Source organism: Pseudomonas sp. QC2, from assembly GCF_002859085.1.
Taxonomy (GTDB): Bacteria; Pseudomonadota; Gammaproteobacteria; order Pseudomonadales; family Pseudomonadaceae; genus Aquipseudomonas; species Aquipseudomonas petroselini.
The window spans coordinates 215,782-241,559 of the sequence record NZ_PKKS01000008.1 but is presented as its reverse complement, the minus strand read 5'-3'; the positions used below and the strand labels follow the sequence as shown (position 1 = coordinate 241,559).

At 61.1% G+C, this 25,778-nt stretch carries 28 protein-coding genes; 22 read left to right on the top strand and 6 right to left on the bottom strand.

The genetic code is table 11. The annotated features are described in order from the left end of the window. Positions 1–29 precede the first annotated feature (29 nt). From QCBJ_RS07850 to ada, 4 genes are all read left to right on the top strand, one after another. Complete coding sequence (locus QCBJ_RS07850) at positions 30–332, top strand: DUF1883 domain-containing protein (protein ID WP_003191319.1); 303 nt, start codon at positions 30–32, stop codon at positions 330–332. A 23-nt stretch (positions 333–355) separates the two neighbouring features. Next, complete coding sequence (locus QCBJ_RS30185; protein WP_012724160.1) at positions 356–523, top strand: hypothetical protein; 168 nt, start codon at positions 356–358, stop codon at positions 521–523. A 4-nt stretch (positions 524–527) separates the two neighbouring features. Next, complete coding sequence (alkB, locus tag QCBJ_RS07845) at positions 528–1,193, top strand: DNA oxidative demethylase AlkB (protein WP_102060473.1); 666 nt, start codon at positions 528–530, stop codon at positions 1,191–1,193. Positions 1,194–1,268: 75 nt separating this feature from the next. After that, a complete protein-coding gene (gene ada, locus QCBJ_RS07840; protein WP_102060472.1) occupies positions 1,269–2,315 on the top strand; it encodes a bifunctional DNA-binding transcriptional regulator/O6-methylguanine-DNA methyltransferase Ada in 1,047 nt (348 codons plus the stop codon). Here the strand turns inward: ada and QCBJ_RS07835 are convergent. Further along, the gene (locus QCBJ_RS07835) at positions 2,312–2,890 is read right to left on the bottom strand and encodes an ABATE domain-containing protein (protein WP_046034194.1); all 579 of its coding nucleotides are present in this window, start codon (positions 2,888–2,890) and stop codon (positions 2,312–2,314) included. The two genes, ada and QCBJ_RS07835, sit on opposite strands and share 4 nt — an antisense overlap. 173 nt (positions 2,891–3,063) lie before the next feature. Here QCBJ_RS07835 and QCBJ_RS07830 point away from each other — a divergent pair, with 173 nt between their 5' ends. From QCBJ_RS07830 to QCBJ_RS07795, 8 genes are all read left to right on the top strand, one after another. Beyond that, on the top strand, positions 3,064–3,942 hold the full coding sequence (locus QCBJ_RS07830; protein WP_102060471.1) for an alpha/beta fold hydrolase: 879 nt from the start codon (positions 3,064–3,066) through the stop codon (positions 3,940–3,942). Positions 3,943–4,051: 109 nt separating this feature from the next. Beyond that, entirely contained in the window at positions 4,052–5,110 is a 1,059-nt protein-coding gene (locus QCBJ_RS07825; RefSeq protein WP_102060470.1) for a nitronate monooxygenase family protein, read from the top strand. Positions 5,111–5,229: 119 nt separating this feature from the next. Then, positions 5,230–5,988, top strand: coding sequence for a molybdate ABC transporter substrate-binding protein (gene modA, locus QCBJ_RS07820; protein ID WP_012724154.1), 759 nt, complete (start codon positions 5,230–5,232; stop codon positions 5,986–5,988). Then, positions 5,989–6,669, top strand: coding sequence for a molybdate ABC transporter permease subunit (gene modB / locus QCBJ_RS07815; protein WP_102060469.1), 681 nt, complete (start codon positions 5,989–5,991; stop codon positions 6,667–6,669). It abuts the gene before it with no gap. A 5-nt stretch (positions 6,670–6,674) separates the two neighbouring features. Continuing rightward, positions 6,675–7,754 carry a molybdenum ABC transporter ATP-binding protein gene (modC, locus tag QCBJ_RS07810; protein WP_102060577.1) on the top strand — a complete coding sequence of 360 codons (1,080 nt, stop codon included), beginning with the start codon at positions 6,675–6,677 and terminating at the stop codon, positions 7,752–7,754. 78 nt (positions 7,755–7,832) lie between these two features. After that, positions 7,833–8,870: a DNA topoisomerase IB gene (locus QCBJ_RS07805; protein WP_012724151.1), complete on the top strand. Its 1,038-nt coding sequence runs from the start codon at positions 7,833–7,835 to the stop codon at positions 8,868–8,870. A 123-nt stretch (positions 8,871–8,993) separates the two neighbouring features. Next, positions 8,994–10,616 carry an ABC-F family ATP-binding cassette domain-containing protein gene (locus QCBJ_RS07800; RefSeq protein ID WP_102060468.1) on the top strand — a complete coding sequence of 541 codons (1,623 nt, stop codon included), beginning with the start codon at positions 8,994–8,996 and terminating at the stop codon, positions 10,614–10,616. Between the two features lie 69 nt (positions 10,617–10,685). Then, positions 10,686–11,390 (top strand): YoaK family protein, encoded by a 705-nt coding sequence (locus QCBJ_RS07795; protein ID WP_012724149.1) that lies wholly within the window; start codon positions 10,686–10,688, stop codon positions 11,388–11,390. Positions 11,391–11,533: 143 nt separating this feature from the next. Here QCBJ_RS07795 and QCBJ_RS07790 read toward each other — a convergent pair whose 3' ends face one another. The 4 genes from QCBJ_RS07790 to QCBJ_RS07775 form a co-directional block, all read right to left on the bottom strand. After that, a complete protein-coding gene (locus QCBJ_RS07790; RefSeq protein WP_043205334.1) occupies positions 11,534–11,887 on the bottom strand; it encodes a hypothetical protein in 354 nt (117 codons plus the stop codon). Positions 11,888–12,062: 175 nt separating this feature from the next. Then, entirely contained in the window at positions 12,063–12,374 is a 312-nt protein-coding gene (locus QCBJ_RS07785) for an AzlD domain-containing protein (RefSeq protein WP_012724147.1), read from the bottom strand. Next, entirely contained in the window at positions 12,371–13,066 is a 696-nt protein-coding gene (locus QCBJ_RS07780) for an AzlC family ABC transporter permease (protein WP_012724146.1), read from the bottom strand. Before QCBJ_RS07780 ends, QCBJ_RS07785 begins: the two co-directional genes overlap by 4 nt. Positions 13,067–13,137: 71 nt before the next feature. Beyond that, positions 13,138–13,353, bottom strand: a complete 216-nt coding sequence (locus QCBJ_RS07775; RefSeq protein WP_043205333.1) for a hypothetical protein — start codon at positions 13,351–13,353, stop codon at positions 13,138–13,140. A 250-nt stretch (positions 13,354–13,603) separates the two neighbouring features. Here QCBJ_RS07775 and QCBJ_RS07770 point away from each other — a divergent pair, with 250 nt between their 5' ends. The 7 genes from QCBJ_RS07770 to QCBJ_RS07740 all read left to right on the top strand — a co-directional run bounded on the left by QCBJ_RS07770 (position 13,604) and on the right by QCBJ_RS07740 (position 21,582). Continuing rightward, on the top strand, positions 13,604–14,887 hold the full coding sequence (locus QCBJ_RS07770) for an arsenic transporter (RefSeq protein ID WP_012724144.1): 1,284 nt from the start codon (positions 13,604–13,606) through the stop codon (positions 14,885–14,887). A gap of 13 nt (positions 14,888–14,900) precedes the next feature. Continuing rightward, entirely contained in the window at positions 14,901–15,371 is a 471-nt protein-coding gene (locus QCBJ_RS07765) for an arsenate reductase ArsC (RefSeq protein ID WP_102060467.1), read from the top strand. Positions 15,372–15,414: 43 nt separating this feature from the next. After that, positions 15,415–16,206: an AraC family transcriptional regulator gene (locus QCBJ_RS07760; protein WP_102060466.1), complete on the top strand. Its 792-nt coding sequence runs from the start codon at positions 15,415–15,417 to the stop codon at positions 16,204–16,206. Positions 16,207–16,278: 72 nt separating this feature from the next. Next, a complete protein-coding gene (locus QCBJ_RS07755; RefSeq protein ID WP_012724141.1) occupies positions 16,279–16,890 on the top strand; it encodes a LysE family transporter in 612 nt (203 codons plus the stop codon). Positions 16,891–17,614: 724 nt separating this feature from the next. Further along, entirely contained in the window at positions 17,615–20,329 is a 2,715-nt protein-coding gene (gene mgtA / locus QCBJ_RS07750; RefSeq protein WP_102060465.1) for a magnesium-translocating P-type ATPase, read from the top strand. Between the two features lie 65 nt (positions 20,330–20,394). Then, entirely contained in the window at positions 20,395–20,742 is a 348-nt protein-coding gene (locus tag QCBJ_RS07745; protein ID WP_043205330.1) for a DUF2493 domain-containing protein, read from the top strand. Between the two features lie 18 nt (positions 20,743–20,760). Beyond that, complete coding sequence (locus QCBJ_RS07740; RefSeq protein ID WP_102060464.1) at positions 20,761–21,582, top strand: hypothetical protein; 822 nt, start codon at positions 20,761–20,763, stop codon at positions 21,580–21,582. Between the two features lie 745 nt (positions 21,583–22,327). On the opposite strand, the gene QCBJ_RS07735 is transcribed toward QCBJ_RS07740, so the two are convergent. Next, entirely contained in the window at positions 22,328–23,017 is a 690-nt protein-coding gene (locus tag QCBJ_RS07735) for a tellurite resistance TerB family protein (RefSeq protein ID WP_102060463.1), read from the bottom strand. A 125-nt stretch (positions 23,018–23,142) separates the two neighbouring features. Here QCBJ_RS07735 and QCBJ_RS07730 point away from each other — a divergent pair, with 125 nt between their 5' ends. From QCBJ_RS07730 to QCBJ_RS07710, 3 genes are all read left to right on the top strand, one after another. Then, positions 23,143–23,670 carry a DinB family protein gene (locus QCBJ_RS07730; RefSeq protein WP_102060462.1) on the top strand — a complete coding sequence of 176 codons (528 nt, stop codon included), beginning with the start codon at positions 23,143–23,145 and terminating at the stop codon, positions 23,668–23,670. A gap of 195 nt (positions 23,671–23,865) precedes the next feature. Continuing rightward, on the top strand, positions 23,866–24,147 hold the full coding sequence (locus QCBJ_RS07725; protein ID WP_102060461.1) for a hypothetical protein: 282 nt from the start codon (positions 23,866–23,868) through the stop codon (positions 24,145–24,147). Positions 24,148–25,185: 1,038 nt separating this feature from the next. After that, complete coding sequence (locus tag QCBJ_RS07710; protein WP_012724133.1) at positions 25,186–25,512, top strand: DUF2388 domain-containing protein; 327 nt, start codon at positions 25,186–25,188, stop codon at positions 25,510–25,512. Positions 25,513–25,778 lie beyond the last annotated feature (266 nt).

The window sequence follows — 25,778 nt, the reverse complement described above, 5'->3', positions numbered from 1 at the left end:
CAGAAAAAGCCCTTCTGGAGACACCCCCAATGAAATTCATCCACCAGCGCGAGCACCTCAACGAGGGAGACATTGTTGTCATCGAATGCTCGCAGACTTGTAATATTCGTCTGATGAGCGATGCGAATTTTCGCAGCTTCAAGAACGGCGGCCGCCACACTTACCACGGTGGCGCATTTGACAAATTCCCAGCCAAAATCACCGCGCCGAGCACCGGTTTCTGGAACATTACCCTGGACGTCGTCACGCGCCGCGCCATCAGCGTGACCCGCAAACCCGCGCTGTCCCACAAGATCCGCATTGTGCGTCGTACCAGCTCCAAGCTGAGCTGATCCGCCATCCAAAGGAAATAGCCGTGACTGCCACCACCAAATACGTGATCAAGTACAAGCTCAACGGCGAACGCCGCTTTGAGTTCGCTCAACTGCAGACCAACAGCGTCGAAGAAGCCAAGCAAGCCCTGGCGAAGATTCACGATGCCAGTGATGAAATCACCGACATCAATGTGAGCAAGGCGCTGTAAGCCGATGCCCGGCCCCACCGCTGACCTGTTCGCCGATGACGCCTTGCAGCAACCCGCTGGGCGCGAACAAATTGGCGAACAGTCCTACGTGCTAAGGGGCTACGCCCTGCCCTGGATTGAGCGCCTTCTGCCGGAGTTACGGCAGGTGCTGGCTCAATCACCGTTCCGGCAAATGGTCACACCCGGTGGCTTCACTATGTCGGCCGCATTAAGCAGCTGCGGCGACCTGGGCTGGACCACCGACACTTCCGGTTACCTCTACTCACCACTCGACCCGCGCACCCAGCAGCCCTGGCCGCACATGCCGGACACCTTGCGGCAATTGGCTGTGCTGGCGGCGGCAGACGCCGGCTTTGTCGACTTTGCCCCCGACGCCTGCCTGATCAACCGTTATGTTCCGGGTGCAAAGATGTCCCTGCACCAGGACAAGAACGAGCGCCGCTACAGCGAACCGGTGGTGTCGGTGTCGCTGGGGTTACCGGCGATTTTTCTGTTTGGCGGGCATGAGCGCAGTGCCAAGGCTCAGAAAGTCTCGCTGTTCCATGGCGACGTGGTGGTCTGGGGCGGTGTGGACCGCCTGCGTTTTCACGGCGTGATGCCGATCAAGGATGGCGTGCACCCGGTCATGGGGCCGCAACGCATCAACCTGACCTTTCGCACCGCCGGCTGATTTGACCGCAAGCTTCAGAGTGCCATGGGTTCACGGCATGACTAATCTGGCCAGGAACCGTCAAGAGTGCCGACCATGAGTATCGAACAAGATCCGCGCTGGGCAGCCATTCTCGCCCGCGACCCCAAGGCCGATGCGTTGTTCGTCTACGGCGTGAAGACCACCGGCGTGTACTGCCGCCCCAGCAGCGCTTCGCGCTTGCCGCGCCCGGAAAATATCGAATTCTTCGACACCCCGGCACAGGCCGAAGCCGCGGGTTATCGCGCCAGCAAGCGCGCGGCCGGGGACCAGACCCAGCTTGCGGCGCACCATGCGCAACTGGTGGCCGACGCCTGCCGCCATATCGAACAGTCCGACACCCCGCCCAGCCTGAACACGCTGGCCACGCACGCCAAACTGAGCCCCTTCCATTTTCATCGCGTGTTCAAAGCCATCACCGGCCTGACCCCCAAGGGCTACGCCAGTGCCCATCGTTCACGCAAAGTGCGCGATGGCCTCAAGGGCTCGCACTCGGTGACGGATGCGCTGTATGACGCAGGTTTCAATTCCAACAGCCGTTTTTATGAATCGGCCAATCAATTGCTCGGCATGACGCCCAGTGACTACAAGGCCGGTGGCACTAACAACGCGATTCTGTTTGCCGTCGGGCAGTGCTCGCTGGGTGCGATCCTGGTGGCACAAAGCGCCCGTGGCGTGTGCGCGATTCTGCTGGGGGATGACCCGGACCAACTGGTGCGCGACCTGCAGGATCAGTTTCCCAAGGCCGAGCTGGTCGGCGCCGACCCGCGCTTCGAACAGTTGGTCGCACAGGTCGTGGGGTTTATCGAAGCGCCCGCGCTCGGCCTGGACCTGCCGCTGGACCTGCGCGGCACGGCGTTTCAGGAGCGGGTGTGGCAAGCCTTGCGTGAGATTCCTCCGGGGAGCACAGCCAGCTACGCGCAGATCGCTGAGCGCATCGGCGCGCCAAAGTCCTTCCGCGCCGTGGCCCAGGCCTGTGGTGCAAACAGTATCGCGGTGGCAATCCCCTGTCACCGCGTAGTACGCAGTAATGGCGAGCTCTCCGGCTACCGCTGGGGCGTGGAGCGCAAGCAGCAATTGCTGGCGCGTGAAAGCGAGGCCTAACCCAGCTTGCGCTTGCGAAACTCGGCGACTTTATGACGGTTGCCACACAACGCCATGCTGCACCAACGACGCTTATGCGCCTTGGTACGGTCGTAGAACCACAACACGCAGTCGGGATGCTCGCAGGTGCGGATCAAGTTGAAATCTGCGTCCACCAGCAAGGCGGCAGCCGCTTCGGCAATCGGTGAAAGAAACTGCTCCGGCGTTTGTCGTTTGCGTTGACGCACCAGGTGCACTTCACCCGGCGCCGGCCAGCTGAGCTGCGGATGGCTGACCGCCTTGCGCAAAAAACCATTGAGCGCGGCGGGGTCGGCCTGCTCGCCCGCCTTGCGTGCCTCAAGCAACACTCGAATCACTTCCCGCAGCGTCCTGGCCGTCGCCAGTAAAGCCCCCGCGTCAAACGCCGGCACCTCGCCCTCTTCCACCCAGCCCAAGCGCACCAGCCAGCGCTCGACATCGGCGTCGGCCTGCCAGAACTCAAAGGGCTCACCGTCGACATTGGCGCGGGTATTGAGCATGTCCAGTACCGGGTCATCGGCAAGGACATAGGGTTCCGGAAGTACGTGGGTGGTCATGGCGGATCCTCTTGAGCATCTGCGGATCGTAACCTGTATTTCTTCTCAAGGGTAGTTACAGAAAATGATTTTATAACCTGAATAAAACGTTTGACAGGTTACCTATTCAGGCGCAGTTTTTAAAAACGGTAACCCGTAAATCAATTTAATCTAGTTACTAAGGTACAGACCTCATGACCACTCCAGCCCCCGTCATCCATTACCGTCACGTTGATGTCGACGGCGTACGCATGTTCTACCGTGAGGCCGGTGCTCCGTCGGCCCCGGTCATGTTGTTGCTGCATGGCTTCCCCAGTTCGTCGCATATGTTCCGCGACCTGATCCCTTTACTCGCCACGCGATTCCGGGTGATCGCCCCGGATTTGCCGGGTTTCGGGTTTAGCGAGGTGCCGGCCGAACGCGATTACCTCTACAGTTTCGATAACCTGGCGATCACGGTGGGGCATTTTGTCGAGGCGTTGGCGTTGAGCCGCTACGCCCTATACGTCTTCGATTACGGTGCGCCGGTCGGTCTGCGCCTGGCGGTGGCGCACCCGGAACGGGTCAGCGCGTTGGTGTCGCAAAATGGCAACGCCTACCTGGAAGGCTTGGGCGATGCCTGGGCGCCGATTCGTACCTACTGGGCCGAGCCGAGCCAAGCCAACCGTGAAGTGATCCGCAACGCCGTGATCAGCCTCGAAGGCACGCGCTACCAGTACCTGCATGGTGTGAATCAGCCCGAGCGGGTGGCGCCCGAAGCCTACATGCTCGACGTACTGCTCATGCAGCGCCCCGGCAACGACGAGATCCAGCTGGACCTGTTCCTCGACTACCGTAATAACCTGACGCTCTACCCGGCATTCCAGGCCTTCTTTAACGCCACGCAAGTGCCGACACTGGTGATCTGGGGCCAGAACGATCCGTTCTTCATCCCGCCAGGTGCGCACGCCTATAAAACCGACAACCCCAACGCGGTGGTGGAACTGCTGGACACCGGCCACTTCGCCCTGGAAACCCATGCGGCGCATATCGCCGAGCGGATTCACACGGTACTGGGCAACGCCATCAACTGATGGCGCACCACGAACGCACACGTTCGTCCAGTGAATAAAACAGACTGGCCGGGTGCCAATGGCCCTGTTACAACAGCGAAAAGCCTCACTGACGCTGGAGACGCATTCCATGAGCACCTGGCCAGACACCCGAATTCTCGACCTGCTGGGCATCGACGTGCCGATCATCCAGGCCCCCATGGCCGTCGGCACCACCACGGCCATGGTCATCGCCGCCAACGCTGCGGGTGCGCTGGGTTCATTACCGGCGGCCGCGCTGAGCATCGAGCAACTGCGCGACGCGCTGAGCACTATCCGCCAGGCCGGCGCACGGCCGATCAACGTCAATTTCTTCTGCCACCAACCACCCGCGCCCGATGCAGCGCGTGATCAACACTGGAAGGCGTTGCTGGAGCCCTACTACCGCGAATTGGGTGCCGACTATGACGCGCCAACCCCGGTCTCCAACCGCGAACCGTTCAACGAAGCGGCTTGCCAGGTGGTTGAAGAGTTTCGCCCAGAGGTGGTCAGTTTCCACTTTGGCCTGCCGGAAAAATCCCTGTTGGACCGAGTAAAAGCCACGGGTGCGAAAGTGCTGTCCTCGGCCACCACCGTCGAAGAAGCCCTCTGGCTGGAACAGCACGGCTGCGATGCAATCATCGCCATGGGCAGTGAAGCGGGTGGGCATCGTGGCTTGTTTCTCAGCGATGACCTCAACACCCAGATCGGCTTGTTCGCCCTGGTGCCGCAAGTGGTCGACGCCGTCAGCGTGCCGGTGATTGCCGCCGGCGGCATCGGTGATGCACGTGGGATTGTCGCGGCATTCGCCCTGGGCGCCTCGGCGGTGCAGATTGGTACGGCGTACCTGTTTACCCCCGAAGCCAATGTCACCGCGTCCCACCATCACGCACTGCGGCACGCCCAGGCCAGCGAAACCGCGCTGACCAACCTGTTCACCGGTCGCCCGGCACGCGGCATCGTCAACCGGGTCATGCGTGAGCTCGGTGCGATCAACCCGGCCGCGCCGGCCTTCCCGACCTCCGGCGGTGCGCTGATACCGCTCAAGGCCAAGGATGAGGCCGGCTTCAGTAACCTGTGGTCCGGCCAGGCCCTGCGCCTGGGCAAAGACATCACCACGTATGAGCTGACCCGCGAACTGGCGGAGCAGGCGTTGGCCAAGCTCAACTAGAACCTTCACCTGTGGCAACTTTGCACTGTACCGGCAATGGCCAACCGCTATATATTCCCATACATAGCGGTAAGGCCTTCTCCCTATAACAAGCCGTACAGATTCAAAGGAGCTGCTTCATGAAGATTCACGCCTCACGCTTGGCCGTCCTGGTCGCTGCCCTCGCCTTCGGTTCGGCGCAGGCCGATGAAGTCCAGGTGGCCGTGGCCGCCAACTTCACCGCACCGATCCAGGCGATTGCCGCCGACTTCGAGAAAGACACCGGCCACAAGTTGGTCGCCGCCTACGGTGCCACCGGCCAGTTCTACACCCAGATCAAGAACGGCGCGCCCTTCGAAGTGTTCCTGAGCGCCGACGACACCACGCCGCAAAAACTCGAAACCGAAGGCGACACTGTCAAGGGCTCACGCTTCACCTACGCCGTCGGCACCCTCGCGCTGTGGTCGGCCAAAGAAGGCTACGTGGACGCCAAAGGTGACGTGCTGAAGAAAAACGAATTCCGGCACCTCTCCATCGCCAACCCCAAAGCCGCACCCTACGGCCTCGCCGCCACCCAGGTGTTGGCCAAGGAAGGTCTGACCGAGAAGGTCAAAGACAAGCTCGTTGAAGGCCAGAACATCACCCAGGCCTATCAGTTCGTGTCCACCGGCAACGCCGAGCTGGGTTTTGTCGCCTTGTCGCAGATCTACAAAGACGGCAAAGTCACCAGCGGTTCGGCCTGGATTGTTCCAGCCGCGATGCATGACCCGATCAAACAGGACGCAGTGATCCTCAACAAGGGCAAGGACAGCGCGGCTGCCAAGGCACTGGTTGAGTACCTCAAGGGGCCTAAAGCCGCTGCCGTCATCAAGTCCTACGGTTACGAGCTGGCCAAGTAAATGCCGTTATCGAGTGCCGATTTTTCCGCTATCTGGCTGACCATCAAGCTGGCGTCACTGACCACCGTGATCCTGCTGGTTATCGGCACTCCGATTGCCCTGTGGCTGTCGCGCACCCGCTCCTGGTGGCGCGGCCCCATCGGCGCCGTCGTCGCCTTGCCGTTGGTGTTGCCACCGACGGTGATCGGCTTCTACCTGCTGTTGACCATGGGCCCCAATGGCTATTTCGGCCAGTTCACCCAGTGGCTGGGCCTGGGCACTCTCACCTTCAGCTTCGCCGGGCTGGTCATCGGCTCGGTGATCTATTCCATGCCGTTTGTGGTGCAGCCGTTGCAAAACGCCTTCTCCGCCATCGGCACGCGCCCGCTGGAAGTGGCGGCTACCTTGCGCGCCAATCCCTGGGATACGTTTTTTAGCGTGATCCTGCCCCTGGCGCGTCCAGGTTTCATCACCGCTTCGATCCTCGGTTTCGCGCACACCGTCGGTGAATTCGGCATGGTGCTGATGATCGGCGGCAATATCCCGGACAAGACCCGGGTGGTGTCCGTACAGATCTACGACCACGTGGAAGCCATGGAATATGCCCAGGCCCATTGGCTGGCCGGCGCCATGGTGGTGTTCGCGTTCCTGGTGTTGCTGGCGCTCTATTCCAGCCGTAAAACCAAGATGGGCTGGAGCTGATGTCGATGATTGATGTACGCCTGCACCTCCAGTATTCGGGCTTTGCCCTCGACGTCGACCTGCACCTGCCCGGCCGCGGGGTGACCGCGCTGTATGGGCATTCCGGCTCCGGCAAGACCACGTGCCTGCGCTGTATCGCCGGACTGGAGCGCGCCGGAGACGGTTTTATCCAGATTAACGATGAAGTCTGGCAAGACAGCCGCAACGGGCGGTTTGTCCCCCCGCATAAGCGCGCGCTAGGTTACGTGTTTCAGGAGGCCAGCCTGTTTGCGCATCTGTCGGTGCGGGACAACTTGGCGTTCGGCCTCAAGCGCATTCCTCGGCAGCAGCGCCGTGTGGACATGGCCCAGGCCACCGAGTTGCTGGGCATCGGTCACCTGCTTGACCGCCATCCCCAGCACCTCTCCGGCGGTGAACGCCAACGCATCGGCATCGCCCGCGCGTTGCTCACCAGCCCAAGCCTGCTGTTGATGGACGAGCCACTGGCCGCCCTCGACAGCCAGCGCAAAGGCGAGATCCTGCCGTACCTCGAACGCCTGCACGATGAGCTGGACATCCCGGTACTGTATGTCAGCCATGCTCAGGATGAGGTGGCGCGCCTGGCCGATCACATCGTGTTGCTCAGCGACGGCAAGGCCTTGGCCAGCGGCCCCATCGGCGAAACCCTGGCGCGGCTGGACCTGCCCCTGGCGTTGGGCGACGACGCAGGTGTGGTGATCAACGGCACGGTCAACGCCTACGACGATCACTACCAGTTGCTCACCCTGCAGCTGCCCGCCAGCGCCCTGCACATGCGTGTGGCCCATGCACCGCTGGCCGTGGGCAAAGCGCTGCGCATCAAGGTGCAGGCGCGTGATGTCAGCCTGAGCCTGCAGGCCGAGGAACACAGCAGCATCCTCAACCGCTTGCCGGTGACGGTCATTCAGGAGATCTCGGCGGACAACAGCGCGCACGTGCTGGTGCGCCTGGACGCGGGGGGCACGCCGTTGCTGGCGCGCATCACGCGCTTCTCCCGCGACCAACTGCAATTGCACCCCGGCCAGACGCTGTGGGCGCAGATCAAGGCGGTCGCCGTGCTGGCGTAAACAACCTTTTGGCACGACCGCATACGGCTGCGGTCAATCAGACATACCGGCCTGATTTGTTGCCAAGGAACCCGTCCCATGTCCGACTCTGCGCTGCCCCGCGACCTGCATTACGTTGACGACACCCAGCCTGGCATCCGTCGCAAGACGGTGCGCGGCAAGTTCCAGTATTTCGACCCCAAGGGCGTACGCATCACCGACGCCGATGAGATCAAGCGCCTCAACGCCCTGGCGGTCCCACCGGCCTACACCGATGTGTGGATCTGCGCCGACCCGCGCGGCCACCTGCAAGCCACCGGCCGCGATGCACGCGGGCGTAAGCAGTACCGCTATCACGCGCGTTGGCGTGAAGTGCGCGACAGCGACAAGTACGCTCGGCTGCAGGAATTCGGCAATGCCCTGCCGACATTACGCAAACAATTGGAAGCGAAAATCGCCGAGCCCGGTTTCACTCGCGAAAAAGTCTTGGCCACCGTGGTGATGCTGTTGGACGCTACGCTGATCCGCGTCGGCAATACCCAATATGCGCGGGACAACAAATCCTACGGGCTGACCACCCTGCGCACCCGCCACGTGGATGTGAAAGGCAGCGAGATCCAGTTCCAGTTTCGCGGCAAGAGTGGCGTGGAGCATCAGATCAGCGTCAAGGATCGGCGCCTGGCCACGGTGGTCAAGCGCTGCCTGGAATTGCCGGGGCAGAACCTGTTCCAGTACCTGGACGAAGACGGCGAGCGGCACACTGTCAGCTCCCAGGACGTGAATGAATACCTGCACAGCCTCACCGGTGCGGACTTCACCGCCAAGGACTACCGCACCTGGGCCGGCACGGCCATGGCGCTGGCGGTGTTGCGGGAATTGGAGTGGCAGCCTGAGTCCGATGCCAAGCGACACGTCGTGGCGATGGTCAAGGACGTCGCCAAGCAGTTGGGCAACACCCCGGCGGTGTGCCGCAAGTGCTACATCCACCCCGCCGTACTGGAGCATTTCAGCCTGGGCGAACTCTCCAAGCTGCCTAAGCCGCGACTGCGCAAAGGGCTCAAGGCCGAAGAGGTCGCCTTGGCGATGTTCCTTGAACAACTGGCGGCGGACTTGCCGAAAAAAGCCAAGGCGGGTTAGGCTTTGCCTCCCTTCTGATTCGCAGGACGATCGCCGACGTGAACCACTAAGCCTTCCAAAATGTATCTGCAACAAGCCGCCTGGCGCGCTTGTTGGCCTGTCCGACATTTTTTGGAGGTGCTGATGACTGACGTCAACCGGCTGCCCGCGCTTGTTTCCCTGCAACACCTGAGTGTCCAGTTCGCCAATGGCGAGACCTTGCTGGACGACCTGAGCCTGTCCATCGATCACACCCCCACCGGCATTGTGGGGCGCAACGGATGCGGTAAGAGCGTCCTGGCCCACGTGATCGCCGGGCTGCTGTCGCCCTCCTCCGGCACCCGCAATGGTACGGCTACTGTGGTTTATGTGGCGCAGAACCCCGTGGTTGCGCCAGGCGCGAGCATTGCCGACCTCACCGGCACCACCGCGATCTTGTCAGCCCTTGGGCGCATGGCCCAAGGCACGGCGCAGGTCGATGATCTTGAGTTGATCGACGACCGTTGGGACCTGGCCGAACGCTTGCGCAACGCCCTGGATGCAGCGGGCCTGGAAGCGCTTGGTGTCGACACCCCGGCCGATACACTCAGCGGCGGTCAGTTGGCACGGATTGCGGTTATCGGCGCGCTATTGGCTGCGCCACACCTGCTGGTGCTCGACGAGCCCACCAACCACCTCGACAGCGATGGCCGTGCATGGCTGCTGCGCCAGCTCAGTGAGTGGCGCGGCGGCCTGGTGGTGGTCAGTCATGATCGACAATTGCTCAACACCATGGCACGCATCGTTGAACTGTCGCCCCTCGGCGTCCACGTGTATGGCGGCAACTACGATGCCTATCGGCACCAGCGCAATGCCGAACAACAGGCCGCCGTCTGCGCACTGGAACACGCCCGCCTGGCGCGCAGCCGCGAACGTCGGCGCCTGCAAAAAGATCATGACAGCCTGCAGCGCAATGCCGCTCGCTCACGCAAACACGCCGAGACCGCCAACGTCGACCGATTCACCCAGGCACGCTGGAAAGGCGCCGCCACGGAAATCGTCCACACCCTGCGCAGCGCGCACGAGCAGCGCAAACATGACCTGGATGCTCAGGTGCGCGAGGCCTACGAACGGGTCATGGAGGAAACGCCGACGCTGTTGGCGTTGCCCGCTTCCGCAGTGCCCGGCGGTCGCCAGGTGGTGTCCCTGATAGACCTAGAATTGCCTTGGCTGCCGTCGAGCCGCCTCAACGTCCAACTCGCCGGCCCGGTGCGCGTCGCGGTGCGTGGGCCCAACGGCTGTGGCAAGTCCACACTGCTCAAGGTATTGGCGGGAGCATGGCGGGCGGTGAGCGGGGAGTGCCGGGTGACGGTGCCCACTGCCTACATTGATCAACACCTCGCACTGCTGGACGATCAAGGCTCCATCGTTGAACAGCTCAACCTGCTCGACACGCCACTGGCCGAAGCCCCATTGCGCACGCGCCTGGCTTTGCTGCAACTGGATGCCTTGCGGGTGACCCAGCCGGTCGGGCAGCTCAGTGGTGGCGAACGATTAAAGGCAGCCATGGCCATTGCCCTGTGGCGCGAGGAGCCCGCGCAGCTGCTGTTGCTGGACGAGCCGACCAACCACCTGGACCTGGAATCGGTGACGGCGGTTGAGCAGGCGCTGCAGGGGTTTACCGGGGCAATCATTGTGGTGTCCCATGACCCGGCGTTTGTGCAAACGATCAGGCCGACGCATTACCTCGACTGGCATCGCACGGGTTGGTCCCTGCAGTGTGTTTGAGGTCATTGCATACGCGCTGAAAGCGTCCTACGGTAGTGGCCGTATAATCTCACCGAGGAACCCGGTCCTATGCTGCCTTCGCCCCGCAAGCCCTACGCCAACGCTGCACTTGCCCATCGACAGCGCTGGCGTGGTCGGGTCGGGCTGATGCTGGTGGCCAGCCTGTCGGTACTGGCGGGCATGACCGATGCCATCGGTTTCATGGCAAGCGGCGACTTTGTTTCGTTCATGAGCGGCAATACCACGCGCCTGGCGGTGGCAATCAGCGCGGGAGAGCTTGGCCTGACCGGGCGCCTGTTGTTGCTGGTTGCGACATTTATCGTCGGCAACGCCTTGGGGGTAGTGGTCAGCCGGCTGAGCCGCCGCCATGCGTTGCCCTTGCTGTTGTGTATTGCCGCCCTGTTATGCGGTGCGGCATTCCTGCCGTTCGCCGATACGTTGCCCGCGCTGCTGGCGGCGATCGTCGCGATGGGCATGCTCAATGCCGCTGTGGAAGAGGTCAACGGGCTGCCGGTAGGGCTGACTTACGTCACCGGCGCGCTTTCCCGCTTTGGTCGCGGGCTGGGACGCTGGCTGCTGGGGGAGCGCCGCAGTGGCTGGCGTGTGCAGTTGATCCCGTGGGGCGGGATGTTCGTGGGGGCAGTCATTGGCGCGCTGTTGGAGCAGCAGCTGGGCCTGAAGGCGCTGCTGGTCAGCGGCGTACTGGCGGGGTTGCTGGGGCTGATCTCGCTGAAAATCCCGCGCCGTTGGCACCTGGGTTACATGCCGCGCTGAAAAAAGAAGATGCTCGCCCGACGTTTAGGCCTCGACGTCCGTGTACTGGTAAAGAGCCATCATGTCGGGCGAGCCGGTGAATCATAAGCTAATGCCTCGCGGCTGTCGTGCCAGGCATTTCCTAAAACGACTAAGGCATTCGCCTACAGGCAGGTCGCGAGTGCGGCCAAACGACGCTTGGCCGGCATGTTGTCTTGTGCGGCGTAGTAGTTGATGGTCGAACCGGTACCCGCGCTTTGCACGTCGGCGAAGTAATCACCCGCGGTGGTGTAGACGGTAAAACCGCCCGCGCCGATCGGCTCCTTGAAGCCACCGGCGTCAACGCCGAAGACGCTTTCGTCCTGCCAGCCGAACTGGACGCATTCGGCAACTACCAGGGTGGCCTTGTCCGAAGCCAGGGTCTTGTAGGGCGTGCCTGCACGCGCCTCTTTCATCTTCGAACCCGCGCAACCGGCCAGGGCCGCCAGTACCAGTGCGCCAATTACCACCTTGTGCATGCCATTGCTCCGTTGGAAAAAACGCGACTGTACCATTGCCGCGCGCCGGACTGCCGGATGCATGAACTTTGTTTCACTGTAAAGACGGAAAACGCGGCCTATAGTGGCCACGCTCATTTTTAGAAGTATCCCTTCTGCCCGCTCTCCCGCGGGCTTTTTTTTCGCTGGGTGGTTGTCAGAGCAACCAGCGGAACAGGTAGAACAACGTCATGCTCAGCAGCACGGTCATCAGCACGTTACGCGTCCAGAACATCAACGCCACCGCGCTGATACCCGCCAGCAAATAAGGGTTGGCCGGGCTCAGGTTAAGCTGGTGGTCGGCGAGAAAGATGATCGGTCCGCAAATCGCCGTGAGCATTCCCGGCACCGCAAACCCGAGAAACTCCCGCGCACCGCGGTTGAGACGCACCGGCAGGCGCGGTTCGATAAACAGGTAACGGTTGAGGAAGACCACCAGGCCCATCGCCACAATCATGATGTAGATCATCGCTGCCCCACTCCCAGTCGCTTGCAGGCATACCCTGCGCTCATGCCCAGCACGCCGGACACCACCACCGCCGACTCCCACTGCAGGAAACTCAGCCACACCGAAAACAGCAGCGACACCGCCACGCAGACCACCGTGGGGATGTCACGCACCACCGGCGTAATCAACGCGATAAACGTCGCAGCGATGGAAAACTCCAGGCCCAGTTGATCGAGGCCGGGAATGCTTTTACCGAGCACGATGCCGGCCAGGGTGAACAGATTCCAGGCGATATAAAACGTCAGGCCCACGCCCAGGGCGTACCAGCGATTGAACGTCTCGCGGTCGTAGTGGCTGACCAGGGCGAAGAATTCATCGGTGAGCAGAAAGCCCAGGCTCATGCGCCAGCGGGTGTTGAGGGGCGACAGGATCGGGCGCAAGTGCATGCCGTAGAGCAAATGCTGGGAGGTGAGCAGCAAGGTGGTCAGCACAATGGAAATCAGGCTGGCGCCGCTCTTGACCATGCCGATAGCGACCAGTTGCGCAGCGCCGGCAAACACGATGGCGGACAAGCCTTGGGCTTCCAATGGGCTGAACTGCGCATCAATGGCCATGGAACCGGCGAGCAGCCCCCACGGCGCACAGGCCAGGGACAGCGGAATCACGGCGATTGCGCCGCGAGCGAAGGCGTAATGAGGTAAGGCGGTAGGCATGGAAACGGCTCATCAACAGACAGTCGACAAGCATGCCAGCGCAACAAGGGACTTGTCTTGAACGATCTTGCTCAGGCGAGCCTGACAGACACTTGCTCCACCGAGTCGCGTGCTTCGCGCAATTCGTGGGCGTCCTGGTTGAGCCGGTGAATGGTATTGAGCAGGCGCTGGCGCAGCACTTCATCGCCGAGTTTTTCGACCGCGCGCATCAAGTCGAACGCCGCGGTTTCGTTATTATCCGCGACGGAATCCAGGGTCTTGCGCAGGTTGCGAGTGGCACGGGTCACGCGGGGTCTTCCTTCATCAGCAATGGGGAGGCACTTTAGGACATTCATGTTTCATTTTAATTTCAAACACTTGTGGCGGATTTCAAGGGATTTGATCCATATCAATTGATACAGCATTTGACCGATACTTCAGCCATGCCGCTATCGAACCCTCTGGCATGCGAACTTTGCGTCCGCGAACTGATCCATGCTCTGCACCACCTACCACAGCGCGCCAGCAGCACCTGCTGAGCCATCGGAGCGTTAACCCATGCTTGTCGCAATTGGCATTTTCATCTTCACCATCGTACTGGTCATCTGGCAGCCCAAGGGCTTGGGCGTCGGCTGGAGTGCAACAATGGGCGCCATCCTGGCCCTGGCCTCTGGCGTGATCAGCCTGGCCGACATCCCGGTGGTGTGGCACATCATCTGGAACGCCACCGGGACCTTTGTCGCGTTGATCATCATCAGCCTGTTGCTGGACGAGGCCGGCTTCTTTGCCTGGACCGCCTTGCACGTCGCGCGCTGGGGCCGTGGCCGCGGCCGACGCCTGTTTGCTTATATGGTGTTGCTCGGCGCGCTGGTGTCGGCCCTGTTCGCCAATGACGGCGCGGCGCTGATCCTTACGCCGATCGTGATGTCGATGCTGTTGGCCCTGCGCTTCTCCCCGGCAGCGACCCTGGCATTCGTCATGGGCGCAGGCTTTATCGCCGACACCGCAAGCCTGCCGCTGGTGGTGTCGAACCTGGTCAATATCGTCTCGGCGGACTATTTCAAGATCGGCTTCAACGAATACGCGGCGGTGATGGTACCGGTCAACTTTGTCAGCGTCGCAGCTACGCTGGCGGTGTTGCTGTGGTTCTTCCGTCGCGATATCCCCCAGACCTACGACCCAGCCGACCTCGAAGACCCCGCCAGCGCCGTCCACGACCGCGCCACCTTCCGCGCCGGCTGGTGGGTGCTGGGCATCCTGCTGGTCGGTTGCTTCGCCCTGGAACCGCTGGGCATTCCCATCAGCGCGATTTCCGCCGTCTGCGCCGTGCTCCTGCTGGTGATCGCCGCCAAGGGCCACAAGATCTCCACACGCAAAGTGCTGAAGGAAGCACCGTGGCAGATCGTAATCTTTTCGCTCGGGATGTACCTGGTGGTGTACGGCTTGCGTAACGCCGGCCTCACCACCTACCTGGCGACCTGGCTCGACACCTTTGCCACTTACGGCGTGTGGGGCGCAGCCATGGGCACAGGGGTGCTGACGGCGCTGCTGTCCTCGGCGATGAACAACTTGCCGACGGTGTTGATCGGCGCGCTGTCCATCGAGTCCAGCCATGCCGTGGGCGTGGTCAAGGACGCGATGATCTACGCCAATGTCATCGGCAGCGACCTGGGCCCGAAAATCACCCCGATCGGCAGCTTGGCCACGTTGCTGTGGCTGCATATTCTTGCGCGTAAGGGCATCACCATCACCTGGGGCTACTACTTCAAGGTCGGCATCGTACTGACGTTGCCGGTGTTGTTGATCACCCTTGCCGCCCTCGCCGTGCGCCTGAGTGTCTGACGGAGATACCGCAATGAAAGTCCTGTTCATGTGCACCGCCAACAGTTGCCGCAGCATCTTGTCCGAAGCGGTGTTCAACCACCTGGCGCCGCCGGGTTTTGAGGCAACCAGCTCCGGCAGCTTTCCCAAGGGCCAGGTTCTGCCGCGTAGCCTGAGTACGCTACAGGCCGCGGGCATCAGCACCAAGGGCCTCTACAGCAAGGGTAACGAGGCCTTTGCAGACAGCCCGCCGGATGTGGTGATCACCGTGTGCGACAAGGCGGCCGGCGAAGCCTGCCCGGTGTACTTCGGGCCCGCCATGAAGGCGCATTGGGGCTTGGAAGACCCTTCGGATGTGCTCGGTGATGAAGCGAGTGTGCAAGCTGCATTCGACGCCACCCTGGCGATCATTGCCACGCGCTGCCGGGCGTTTTTTGCCGTGCCATTTGACCGCCTCAGCCCTGCGGAACGCAACGCTGAACTCGCGCGCATTGCACTGCTGTAACCGGAGGAACCATGACCACCCTGCCCTTGCCCGAGTCGAATCGATGAACGCCGTGCAACACGCCTGGCTGGGCCCCTACGAAATCAGCAGCACCGTCTGCACCGGCCTGACCTTTGCCCGCCACAGTCATGATGAATGCGTGATCGGCGTGAACCTGGTCGGCGAGGAAAAGGTCTGGCTGGACCGCCGGGAATTCGACGCCGGGCCGGGGTCGATTACCTTGTACAACCCTGGGCAGATCCAGGGCGGGGGTGCAGCGAATGGCGCGCCGTGGCAGTTTGTGAGCCTGTACGTCAACGCCGACCAATTGGCCGCCGACCTCGGGCTGGCACACGTGGAGTTCGATCGCTCGCTGTGTGTTCAGCCGGACCTCGCCCGGCGACTGGCGCAGACCGTACGAAGCGCATTGAGCGATGAGGCGCGGGCCCGCGAACTGAACGAAGACGCCTTGGTCCTGTTGCTCGGTGAGGTGGTCAGCCTCAGTGGCGTGCGCCTCGCGGGCAGCGCCGCCCCAGGCAAACACCTGATCAGCCGCGCCCAGGCATTGCTCGCCGAACACCTGCATCAAACATTGCCCTTGGAGCAGCTTAGCAATGAACTGGGGTTGACCAAGTTCCACCTGCTGCGCACGTTCCAGAAAGAAACCGGGCTGAGCCCGCGTCAGTGGGCCATGCAGTTACGCACCCGTCGGGCCAAGGGCCTGTTGCGGGCAGGCGTGGCGGTATCCGACATCGCCCACGACCTCGGGTTTGCCGACCAAAGCCATCTCAATCGGCACTTCCGCGCCGCCTACGGCATCACACCCGGTCGCTATCAAAGCGTGTTGAAGCGCTGACAGCGCAATCTGGTCCAAGACAGCGTCCCTGCTTATCGCCAAACTGCCCCCCTCTCTTGAAGGAATGCGGGCATGCTGACGATCTTTTTCTACGCGCTGATATTCGGTTTTGTGTTTTGCCTGTCGCCCGGCGCGGTGCTGGCGGAGACTTTGCGCCGTGGCTTACTCCACGGGTTCACCCCGGCGCTGCTGGTGCAGTTCGGCTCCCTGGTCGGCGACGCAGTGTGGGCGGTGATCGGCCTGACCGGAATCGCCCTGTTGATCCAGCATGACGCGGTGCGCGTGCCGTTGACCGTTGTCTGCGCGCTGTACCTGGCCTGGCTGGGCGTCCGTAGCCTGATCGATGCGTGGAAACTGCCAGAACCAGACGATGCCCCCACCACCACCCGGCAAAATGCGCTGGCCGTGGGCGCGGCGATTTCCCTGGCCAACCCGAAGAATATTGTCTACTGGGGCGCGCTGGGCAGTGCGCTGTCGGGCATCGTCGGTGCCACGCCGAGCCACGGGCAGACGCTGATGTTTTTCGCCGGGTTCATGCTGGCGTCGGTGCTGTCGTGTTTTCTGATCGCAGCGCTGGTCAACCTGCTGCGCAAGAACGCATCACCGTTGTGGCAACGCATCAGTTATGGCACTTGCGGGATAGTACTGATCTATCTGTCAGTTCTCGCGGCACTGGGTATATGAAGTTATATATGCACTCACTTTCGAACGCCTCTTGTCTGAATGAACTCTGAACAGCGGATCATTTAATTAATCATGCGTTGACATTTTGTAACCGTCTGAGTAGATTGCCCGTGCCCGCAACTTGGGCCTTTTTTAAACCTCACAAAAGAAGCCAATGGACACAGTATCTAGTCGCTGTCCGAGCACCGCATCAGCGGGCATCGGGCGCCAAACCCAGAATATGACAGGACTCGCTTCCCGGTCCGGTAAGCTGCGCTAGAGCTCGATGCTCCACCGTAACTGCCTCGCCGGTCGCCCGTCCGGTCCCGAGGTGTGTTATGACCTTCAAAACCCATGCTTTGCCCGATCCATCTACACTGGCCGCAGCCCTGCGCGCCAAGCATTGTGTTACCTGCGTGGTGTTTCTCCCGCAGCGCACGACCGGTGTCGCACCCTCCCCCCAAGACCCACAGAGACCGAAGGTTTTCAGCCTGGGTTTTTGCTGAGCGCTCGCGCCATTCAACCCCACTGAAACAGCCGTTTCCTGATTAAACCCTGGAGTTCTTTATGAACCATTCCAGTTGTAGTCCGCTGCGCGCTCGTTAACTAACGCGCCAGTAGAAGTTATGTAAGCACCTCATTTAAACCGATCGCGAAGTTAGCGACTCGGCATGCTTTCGCTCGCCTGTATTCAGGTAAGTACCGGGTATGTTTTGTCGAAAAGTTGGCGACAGGAGCACACACCATGAGCGCCGTAAAAAACGTCCCATTGAACAAAAAAACCAGCACCGCCGCTGACATCAAACTGTCGATGCGTGCCGCCCGCGAAGCCCACAACGGGCTGTCGGCCACCCTCGCGAACGTGCGTGCCACCCAAGACGGCTTGACCGAGTTGGATGCAACCGCCCGCCTGCAACGGGAAGGCCACAACGAAGTCGCCCACGACAAGCCGCCTCACGCCATCGTCCAGTTCCTGCAGGCACTGAACAACCCGTTCATCTACGTGCTGCTGACCCTGGGTGGCATCAGCTTCTTCACCGATTGCTGGCTGCCGATGCAGGACGGCGAAGACGCGGACCCCACCAAAGTCATCATTATCATGACCATGGTGCTGCTCAGCAGCCTGTTGCGCTTCTGGCAGGAACACCGCTCGGCCAAATCCGCCGAAGCCCTGAAAGCCATGGTGCGCACCACAGCCACCGTGCTGCGCCGTGAGCAAGTGGGCGCCCAACCGACCTTGCGCGAAATACCGATGCGCGAGCTGGTGGCTGGCGATATCGTGCAACTGTCGGCCGGCGACATGATCCCGGCCGATATCCGCTTGATCGAATCCCGCGACCTGTTCATCAGCCAGGCCGTGTTGACCGGCGAAGCCTTGCCGGTGGAGAAGTACGACACCCTTGGCGATGTCACGCAGAAATCCGCCGGGCCGGTGACCGCCGACCAAGGCAACCTGCTGGACCTGCCCAACATCTGCTTCATGGGCACCAACGTGGTCAGCGGCCGCGCCAAAGCCGTGGTGGTCGCGACCGGGCCGCGCACCTACTTTGGCTCCCTGGCCAAGGCGATTGTCGGCTCGCGGGTGCAAACCGCCTTCGACCGTGGGGTGAACAGCGTCAGTTGGTTGCTGATCCGCTTCATGTTGGTAATGGTGCCGATCGTGTTCTTCCTCAACGGTTTCTCCAAGGGCGACTGGGGCGATGCCTTTCTGTTTGCCTTGGCGGTTGCGGTCGGCCTTACCCCGGAAATGCTGCCGATGATCGTCAGCGCCAACCTGGCCAAGGGCGCCACCGCCATGGCCAAGCGCAAAGTGGTGGTCAAGCGCCTCAACGCGATCCAGAACTTCGGTTCGATGGACGTGCTGTGCACCGACAAGACCGGCACCCTGACCCAGGACAAGATCATCCTCGAACATCACGTCAACGCTTTCGGCCAGCGAGATGAGGCGGTGCTGTCCCTGGCCTGGCTCAACAGCTATCACCAGAGCGGCATGAAGAACCTGATGGACCAGGCGGTGGTGCAGTTTGCCGAGCAGAACCCGAAGTTCCAGGTGCCGTTCGCGTACAGCAAGGTCGATGAATTGCCCTTCGACTTCGTCCGCCGTCGCCTGTCGATCGTGGTCAAGGATGCCGCCGACGACCAGCTGTTGGTGTGCAAAGGCGCCGTGGAAGAGATGCTGAGCATTTCCACGCATGTGATGGAAGCCGGTAAAGCCGTGCCGCTGGATGAGCGTCGCCGTGAAGTGTTATTGGCGCTTGCCAACGACTACAACGAAGACGGTTTCCGTGTGCTGGTGGTGGCCAGCCGTCACATCCCTAAATCAATGGCACGCCAGCAATACACCACCGCCGATGAGCGCAACCTGGTGATCCAGGGCTTCCTGACCTTCCTCGATCCACCGAAGGAAACCGCTGGCCCGGCGATTGCGGCACTGCAACAGATCGGTGTGGCGGTCAAGGTACTGACCGGCGACAACGCCGTGGTCACCAGCAAGATCTGCCGCCAGGTCGGCCTGGAACCCGGCCAACCGCTGCTGGGGGCTGAAATTGAAGCGATGGACGACGCCACCCTGCTGCGCCGCGTGGAAGAACGCACGGTGTTCGCCAAGCTCACGCCGCTGCAGAAGTCGCGGGTGCTCAAGGCGCTGCAAGCCAACGGCCACACAGTGGGCTTCCTCGGTGACGGCATCAACGATGCGCCAGCGCTGCGCGATGCCGACGTGGGTATCTCGGTCGACAGTGGGACGGACATTGCCAAGGAATCGGCCGACATCATCCTGCTGGAAAAGAGCCTGATGGTGCTGGAAGAAGGCGTGCTCAAGGGCCGCGAAACCTTCGGCAATATCATGAAGTACCTGAACATGACCGCCAGCTCCAACTTCGGCAACGTGTTCTCGGTGCTGGTGGCCAGTGCGTTCATTCCGTTCCTGCCGATGCTGTCGATCCACCTGCTGCTGCAGAACCTGATGTACGACATCTCCCAACTGGCCCTGCCGTGGGACAAGATGGACAAGGAATACCTGGCCAAGCCGCGCAAGTGGGATGCGAAAAACATAGGTCGCTTCATGATCTGGATCGGGCCGACCTCGTCGATCTTCGACATCACCACCTTTGCGCTGATGTGGTACGTGTTCGCGGCCAATAGCGTGGAAATGCAGACCCTGTTCCAGTCCGGCTGGTTTATCGAGGGCCTGCTCTCGCAAACCCTGGTGGTGCACATGCTGCGCACCCGCAAGATCCCGTTCTTCCAGAGCACCGCCGCGTGGCCGGTGTTGATGATGACCTGCGTGGTGATCGTACTGGGGATCTACGTGCCGTTCTCGCCGCTGGGCACTCTGGTGGGCCTGCAACCGCTGCCGCTGGCGTACTTCCCATGGCTGGCAGGCACCCTGGTCAGCTACTGCTGCGTGGCCCAACTGATGAAGACGATCTACATCCGCCGCTTCAAGCAGTGGTACTGATCGCCCCCGCCGTTTAAACGGTGGCGGTCGCCCGGCCGCCACCGCGCACTACAAGGAAATACCTTATGCGCGTCTTGATCTGTGCAGGTCGTCATTACGCCGACACCAAAATGTCCCGCCAAGTGCTGGACGCTTACCACCGCCTGCGCCCGGTGCAGGTACTGATCCACGGCGGCAACCAATTCCTCGGCAGCGACGTCGAGGAGTGGGCGCGGGAACTGGGCATCGACGTGGTGCGCTACCCGCCCAACTGGCAACGCCACGGCAAGCAGGCGGAACGTCAGCGCAACCATTTCATGCTGACCGACAGCCGCCCTGACGTGGTCATCGCCTTGCCAGGCGGGGACGACACCTGCGAGCTGGTTTGCCAGGCCAAAGCCAACGGCATTTCGGTGCTGACCGTAGAAAGCTGAATTCAAGCGAGGTGCATCATGCACAAAAAACACCTTCCACTGCGCAAGGACGGGTTTGCCAAATACCGTGCGCGTCAGGCCCGAGGCGCACGCCACACCTTACTGCTACTGCCGCCGGCCAAGCGTCGCGCATTGCAGCGCAACCTGATCTTTATCGGGCTGACCCTGGGCACGTTGTTGACGCTTGCCGTTCTGTCAAAAGCCAACGCGGCCGGTGGTGCTTATGGGGTCGACGACGGCGCAATCAATGCGCCAGGTGAATGCAACATCGACGCCTGGTCCACCGCGAACCGGCACGACGGCAGCACCCATAATGAAACGCTGTCACCGGCCTGCACCTTCGCCGCGATGCCGTCGGTGCAGTGGGGCGCGGCGCTGTCACGCGCCAGCAGCACAGACACGCGCGAAACCCAGGTGAGCCCGCAGCTCAAGGCACAGGTGTGGTCACGGGATGACCTGGGGCTGCAAATGGCCGTGGCAGCCGGCGCGCACTTTGCACTGGATCGCCGGCACGGGCTTGATGGCGCCGACGTCAACATCCCGTTGACGTGGCAGCCGCTGGAGGCACTGCGACTTAACCTGAATGCCGGTTGGTCCCATGCCTACAACGACGGTGATCAGCAACACCGACTGACCTGGGGCACGGGTTTTGAGTACCAGGCAGCGCCCTTGCTGACGCTGATCGCCGAGCGTTACGGCCAGGAAGGCGGTGATCAGGCCTGGCAGGCCGGGCCGAGGTTCCATTTGGGCGAATATGTCGACATCGACTTGGTGGTCGGGCGCAGCCTGATCGGCGAGCGTGCGCAATGGCTGACCACCGGCGCCACGCTGCGTTTCTAGCGGCCACCCGTACTTCGGTGGCGCCTACAGACACCATTTTTCATCGAAGACGAAGATCAAGTGTGGGAGCTGTCGAGCCCCGGCGAGGCTGCGATAGCGGCAGCACTGCTGGCATTTTCTGTGCCTGACACACCGCTATCGCAGCCTCGCTAAATCTCGACAGCTCCCACAGGGGATCGGCTGTGTAAGTGGGATTTTGGTCGTAGCGGCGAGCGCATTTTGAGCCACGACGAAGATCAACTGTGGGAGCTGTCGAGCCCCGGCGAGGCTGCGAAGGCGGCGGCACTGCGGGCATCTTCAGCGTCTGACACACCGCTATCGCAGCCTCGCTAAAGCTCGACAGCTCCCACAAGGGATCGGCTGTGTAAGTGGGATTTCGGTCGTAGCGGCGAGCGCAATTTGAGCCACGACGAAGATCAAATGTGGGAGCTGTCGAGCCCCGGCGAGGCTGCGAAGACAGCGGCACTCCGGGCATCTTCAGCGCCTGACACACCGCTATCGCAGCCTCGCTAAAGCTCGACAGCTCCCACAAGGGATCGGCTCTGTAAGTGGGATTTCGGTCGTAGCGGCGAGCGCAATTTGAGCCACGACGAAGATCAAATGTGGGAGCTGTCGAGCCCCGGCGAGGCTGCGAAGGCGGCGGCACTGCGGGCATCTTCAGCGTCTGACACAACGCTATCGCAGCCTCGCTAAAGCTCGACAGCTCCCACAGGGGATTTGCTTTAGCCTGGAATTCCGTTTTCCCTCAGGCCTTGGCCTGTTGTTCCAGGTGCAGCTGTAATTGCGGGTCGATCTGCAGTTGCCCGGCCAGGTCGTCCAGGTAGTTGCGTTCGGCGTCCTGCTGATCATCCACCATCATCACACTGGCCAGGTAAACCTCTGCCGCAACAGCCGGGTCGCTGGCGAATTCGGCGAAGTCCGCCGCGTCCAGAGGCTTGGCAACCTCAGCGTCAAGCCACTGCTGCAATTGCGGGTCGTCGGTATGCCGGCCCAGTTCACTGGAAATCAGTTGCTGCTCTTTTTCATCAATGCGGCCGTCGGCTTTGGCGGCAGCAATCAAGGCACGCAACACCGCATGGCTATGGGCCTCAGCTTCGGCGCCGTCAAGCTGGTCCACAGTCTGCAAGGCTTGCTGCGGTGCATTGGCTTGCTGGCGCTGCCAGGCTTGGTAGGCCTGGAATGCCGCCATGCCCAGGGAAGCCAGCGCTGCATAGTTCATCCCGCCAGAGCGTCCTTGAGCCGGACGCGCGCCAGTGGCACCTCCCAACAGACCGCCCAGGCCGCCCAACAGACCACCCAAACCGCCACCGGCCGAAGAATTGCCAGTGCTGGTACCTTTCAATAAACCGCCGAGCAGCCCACCCAGGCCGCCCGAGGAAGCACTGCCCCCTTGCCCGGCGCGCAAGAGTTGCTCCAGTAAGTCGCTGGTGTTCATGGTGTCACCCTCCCAGGGCGCAGTGTTGGCGTCTACCAACCATAGCCCGCCGCTGTCGGAACACCATGACCGCCGGGCGGGCACGGCCTATCATGGCGTCACCGTGCCTGTGAGAGAAAACCCAAGTGAACCGGATTGAGCACCTCGCATTGATGGCGAGCTATAACCAGTGGATGAACCGCAAGCTCTATGACGCGGCCGGCACGCTGTCGGACGCGGCGTTACTCATGGACCGCAAGGCGTTTTTCGGCTCGATCCTCGGCACGCTGAATCATCTGGCCTTGGGCGACACAGTCTGGCTCAAGCGTTTTGCCGAGCATCCCGCAAACTACGCGGCATTGGCTCCGTTGAGTGCGATCACAGCCCCTGCCGATCTCAAGCAACTGGCCTTTGCCGATATCCGTGAGCTGTCAGCCCATCGCGCCTGGCTGGACCAGCTGATCGTCGACTGGGCTCACACGGTGCAGGACCCCGATCTGGACCATCGCCTGCATTACCACAACATGCGAGGTGTCGCCGCCGATAAAGACTTCTTCAGCCTGCTGGTGCATTTTTTCAATCACCAGACCCACCACCGGGGCCAGGCAACCACCCTGTTGAGCCAAGCAGGGCTGGATGTGGGCACTACGGACTTGCTGGCGCTGATCGATTGAATTCTGCATCAAACGCGGGAACGCACACGTTCACCGCGGCAGCGGCCCTGGGGTTGAACAGGCCCGCAAACAAAACCGAACGCTGCCTCGCCAATGGGGTCGAAATCCCAGGTGCCGGGATTTTTTAGCGCCCCGCCCTCCCCGCGTGCATTGTGGGTCTACCGATGCGCGTACCCCCAAGAAGGAGACGCTTACATGGTCATTCACTTCAAGGTCGCAGGTCACTTAGCCTGTGGCCATCACGGCACCAACCTCCCTTCCAGCACCGAGCTGAACCGAGTCAAATGCCGTACCTGCCGCAATACCGAAGCCTACAAGGACGCGCGCCGCACCCAGCGCAACGCCGCCCGCCGCGCCAACCGCAAAGCCAAGACCCATACCGCCGTTGATTGGCGCAGTGCGTGGACACAACGCCTCACCGACCTGCCCGGCTTGCAGCGTTTGCCACGCGGTTTCAGTGGTCAGCCTTTCGTGTAGGCCACTGATGCAAAAAAGCCCTGGATGTTCCGGGGCTTTTTGCACCCTACAAGCGAGGGATCAACTCCAGCACACCAATGTGGTGATGACCGAGAACTCCATCCGCAAACGAATCGGCAAAAAGGTCACGCCAACTAAGTGAGTTACGGAGCAATATTTGAAATTGCAGACCGGAAACAAACAAGGGCTTGCATCAGCTTTCGTCCGCAAACCCTTGATTTGATTCGCCATTCTGGCTTACGCCGAAGAGCTTCTGCCCGATTGCATCGAGATAAGTATCCTCGGCATTCCCACTGCTTTTTATGAAGCGTTGTTTGCTGACCATGTGATCAAGTACACGCACCAATTGGCTAGGTGAGCCGCTCTATGGCGAGCAAGATGGGCCGTCTTTAGCAGGGAGGTGTGATCCTTGAGTTATCGGAGACCGCAAAAGCTACTGACTGGAGCAATTGGCAGAGCCTCAAGAGCAGGGTCAGGAACTCCGCATTGAATGCCTCAGACCAGGCTCGGCCGTATCTGAGAGTCAGGTGTATGGAGGTCACGGGGTCTCCATTCTGAGCAGACTCGAGCGAGTAGCGTTCACCATCCGAAAATGCACCTCGGGCACATCCAGGGAACACCAACTCCAGAAATGTGATTACGGCCTCAGGGCATCCAATATCTAGCACGTCCTCGACGTTGGACAGATCGCTTTCACTGAGGTCTGTAGGCTTCAAAATAATAATGTCAAAGCTCATTGCTGCGGGCTCCCATCTTGTAATCCGTTTGGCATCGGCATTCCCTTTTATATGCCCAGCCATCACGCCTCGCGTAATCAAACCGGCGATCACTTATGCGGCAGCAATTGATCGATTTCGCTCGCCCAACTGGCTTTTATTCGCCACACCATCATGCACTAGCACGTTCATGCGGTTGGCCCGCTGGTTGGCAAACAGGTAGGTGTGTTCGCCATCCGCTTACCCTAGCTCCTCCTCCCCGTGCGGGAACTCACTCTGCTAAGGTATCGCCCCAATCGACAGCAAATGGAATCAACGAAGAATGGACTCATGGAAGATTCTGGCGTTAGCCCTACTGGCATCGGTCAACACTCAGGCCGTATCAGGTGACAACGTCAACCCTGTCGCGGCAGGAATATTTATCACAATTTCCTTCCCAACCATCTTAATTGGAGCAACCACATCGCTCACAACCGAGCCCCCAAAGATTTTCAAGTCCGCCAAGACCGATGCTCTGGCATTCATCGGTTCGGACAGCGAGATTCGTGGTGCAGAGTTTGAGCAGGCGGTGCGCTTTTATCGCACGACTTACACGCCACCGTTGATGACTGACCAGCAGCTGGCCCAGGCAATCGCGGCTTCATTCTGAGGTCGGCCGGCAAGCTGTCGTAGGCAATGGTCGTCATCGATGTGCTACCCCGCCTTGAGTTGGTGAATGGTTCCCGGTATTGATAGTTGTCAAATCACAAGGACGTCCACATGAGTGAAACGCAACACGCTGGCCCTCTCCGCCCCAAACTAACAATCGCGTTTTGGTCATTCGCGTTGGGGGTCGCTACAACGATAGCTGGAGCAGCCGCCCACTACGGTCGTCAGGACAGCGACCTGACAAACGTAAGGGAGCGAGTCGAAGAC

Excerpts from the sequence above, each read along its gene's own strand:
- QCBJ_RS07850 (WP_003191319.1), top strand. The coding sequence starts at position 30 with ATGAAATTCATCCACCAGCGCGAGCACCTCAACGAGGGAGACATTGTT.
- alkB (WP_102060473.1), top strand. The coding sequence starts at position 528 with ATGCCCGGCCCCACCGCTGACCTGTTCGCCGATGACGCCTTGCAGCAA.
- ada (WP_102060472.1), top strand. The coding sequence starts at position 1,269 with ATGAGTATCGAACAAGATCCGCGCTGGGCAGCCATTCTCGCCCGCGAC.
- QCBJ_RS07835 (WP_046034194.1), bottom strand. The coding sequence starts at position 2,890 with ATGACCACCCACGTACTTCCGGAACCCTATGTCCTTGCCGATGACCCG.
- QCBJ_RS07830 (WP_102060471.1), top strand. The coding sequence starts at position 3,064 with ATGACCACTCCAGCCCCCGTCATCCATTACCGTCACGTTGATGTCGAC.
- QCBJ_RS07825 (WP_102060470.1), top strand. The coding sequence starts at position 4,052 with ATGAGCACCTGGCCAGACACCCGAATTCTCGACCTGCTGGGCATCGAC.
- modA (WP_012724154.1), top strand. The coding sequence starts at position 5,230 with ATGAAGATTCACGCCTCACGCTTGGCCGTCCTGGTCGCTGCCCTCGCC.
- modB (WP_102060469.1), top strand. The coding sequence starts at position 5,989 with ATGCCGTTATCGAGTGCCGATTTTTCCGCTATCTGGCTGACCATCAAG.
- modC (WP_102060577.1), top strand. The coding sequence starts at position 6,675 with ATGATTGATGTACGCCTGCACCTCCAGTATTCGGGCTTTGCCCTCGAC.
- QCBJ_RS07805 (WP_012724151.1), top strand. The coding sequence starts at position 7,833 with ATGTCCGACTCTGCGCTGCCCCGCGACCTGCATTACGTTGACGACACC.
- QCBJ_RS07800 (WP_102060468.1), top strand. The coding sequence starts at position 8,994 with ATGACTGACGTCAACCGGCTGCCCGCGCTTGTTTCCCTGCAACACCTG.
- QCBJ_RS07795 (WP_012724149.1), top strand. The coding sequence starts at position 10,686 with ATGCTGCCTTCGCCCCGCAAGCCCTACGCCAACGCTGCACTTGCCCAT.
- QCBJ_RS07790 (WP_043205334.1), bottom strand. The coding sequence starts at position 11,887 with ATGCACAAGGTGGTAATTGGCGCACTGGTACTGGCGGCCCTGGCCGGT.
- QCBJ_RS07785 (WP_012724147.1), bottom strand. The coding sequence starts at position 12,374 with ATGATCTACATCATGATTGTGGCGATGGGCCTGGTGGTCTTCCTCAAC.
- QCBJ_RS07780 (WP_012724146.1), bottom strand. The coding sequence starts at position 13,066 with ATGCCTACCGCCTTACCTCATTACGCCTTCGCTCGCGGCGCAATCGCC.
- QCBJ_RS07770 (WP_012724144.1), top strand. The coding sequence starts at position 13,604 with ATGCTTGTCGCAATTGGCATTTTCATCTTCACCATCGTACTGGTCATC.
- QCBJ_RS07765 (WP_102060467.1), top strand. The coding sequence starts at position 14,901 with ATGAAAGTCCTGTTCATGTGCACCGCCAACAGTTGCCGCAGCATCTTG.
- QCBJ_RS07760 (WP_102060466.1), top strand. The coding sequence starts at position 15,415 with ATGAACGCCGTGCAACACGCCTGGCTGGGCCCCTACGAAATCAGCAGC.
- QCBJ_RS07755 (WP_012724141.1), top strand. The coding sequence starts at position 16,279 with ATGCTGACGATCTTTTTCTACGCGCTGATATTCGGTTTTGTGTTTTGC.
- mgtA (WP_102060465.1), top strand. The coding sequence starts at position 17,615 with ATGAGCGCCGTAAAAAACGTCCCATTGAACAAAAAAACCAGCACCGCC.
- QCBJ_RS07745 (WP_043205330.1), top strand. The coding sequence starts at position 20,395 with ATGCGCGTCTTGATCTGTGCAGGTCGTCATTACGCCGACACCAAAATG.
- QCBJ_RS07740 (WP_102060464.1), top strand. The coding sequence starts at position 20,761 with ATGCACAAAAAACACCTTCCACTGCGCAAGGACGGGTTTGCCAAATAC.
- QCBJ_RS07735 (WP_102060463.1), bottom strand. The coding sequence starts at position 23,017 with ATGAACACCAGCGACTTACTGGAGCAACTCTTGCGCGCCGGGCAAGGG.
- QCBJ_RS07725 (WP_102060461.1), top strand. The coding sequence starts at position 23,866 with ATGGTCATTCACTTCAAGGTCGCAGGTCACTTAGCCTGTGGCCATCAC.
- QCBJ_RS07710 (WP_012724133.1), top strand. The coding sequence starts at position 25,186 with ATGGACTCATGGAAGATTCTGGCGTTAGCCCTACTGGCATCGGTCAAC.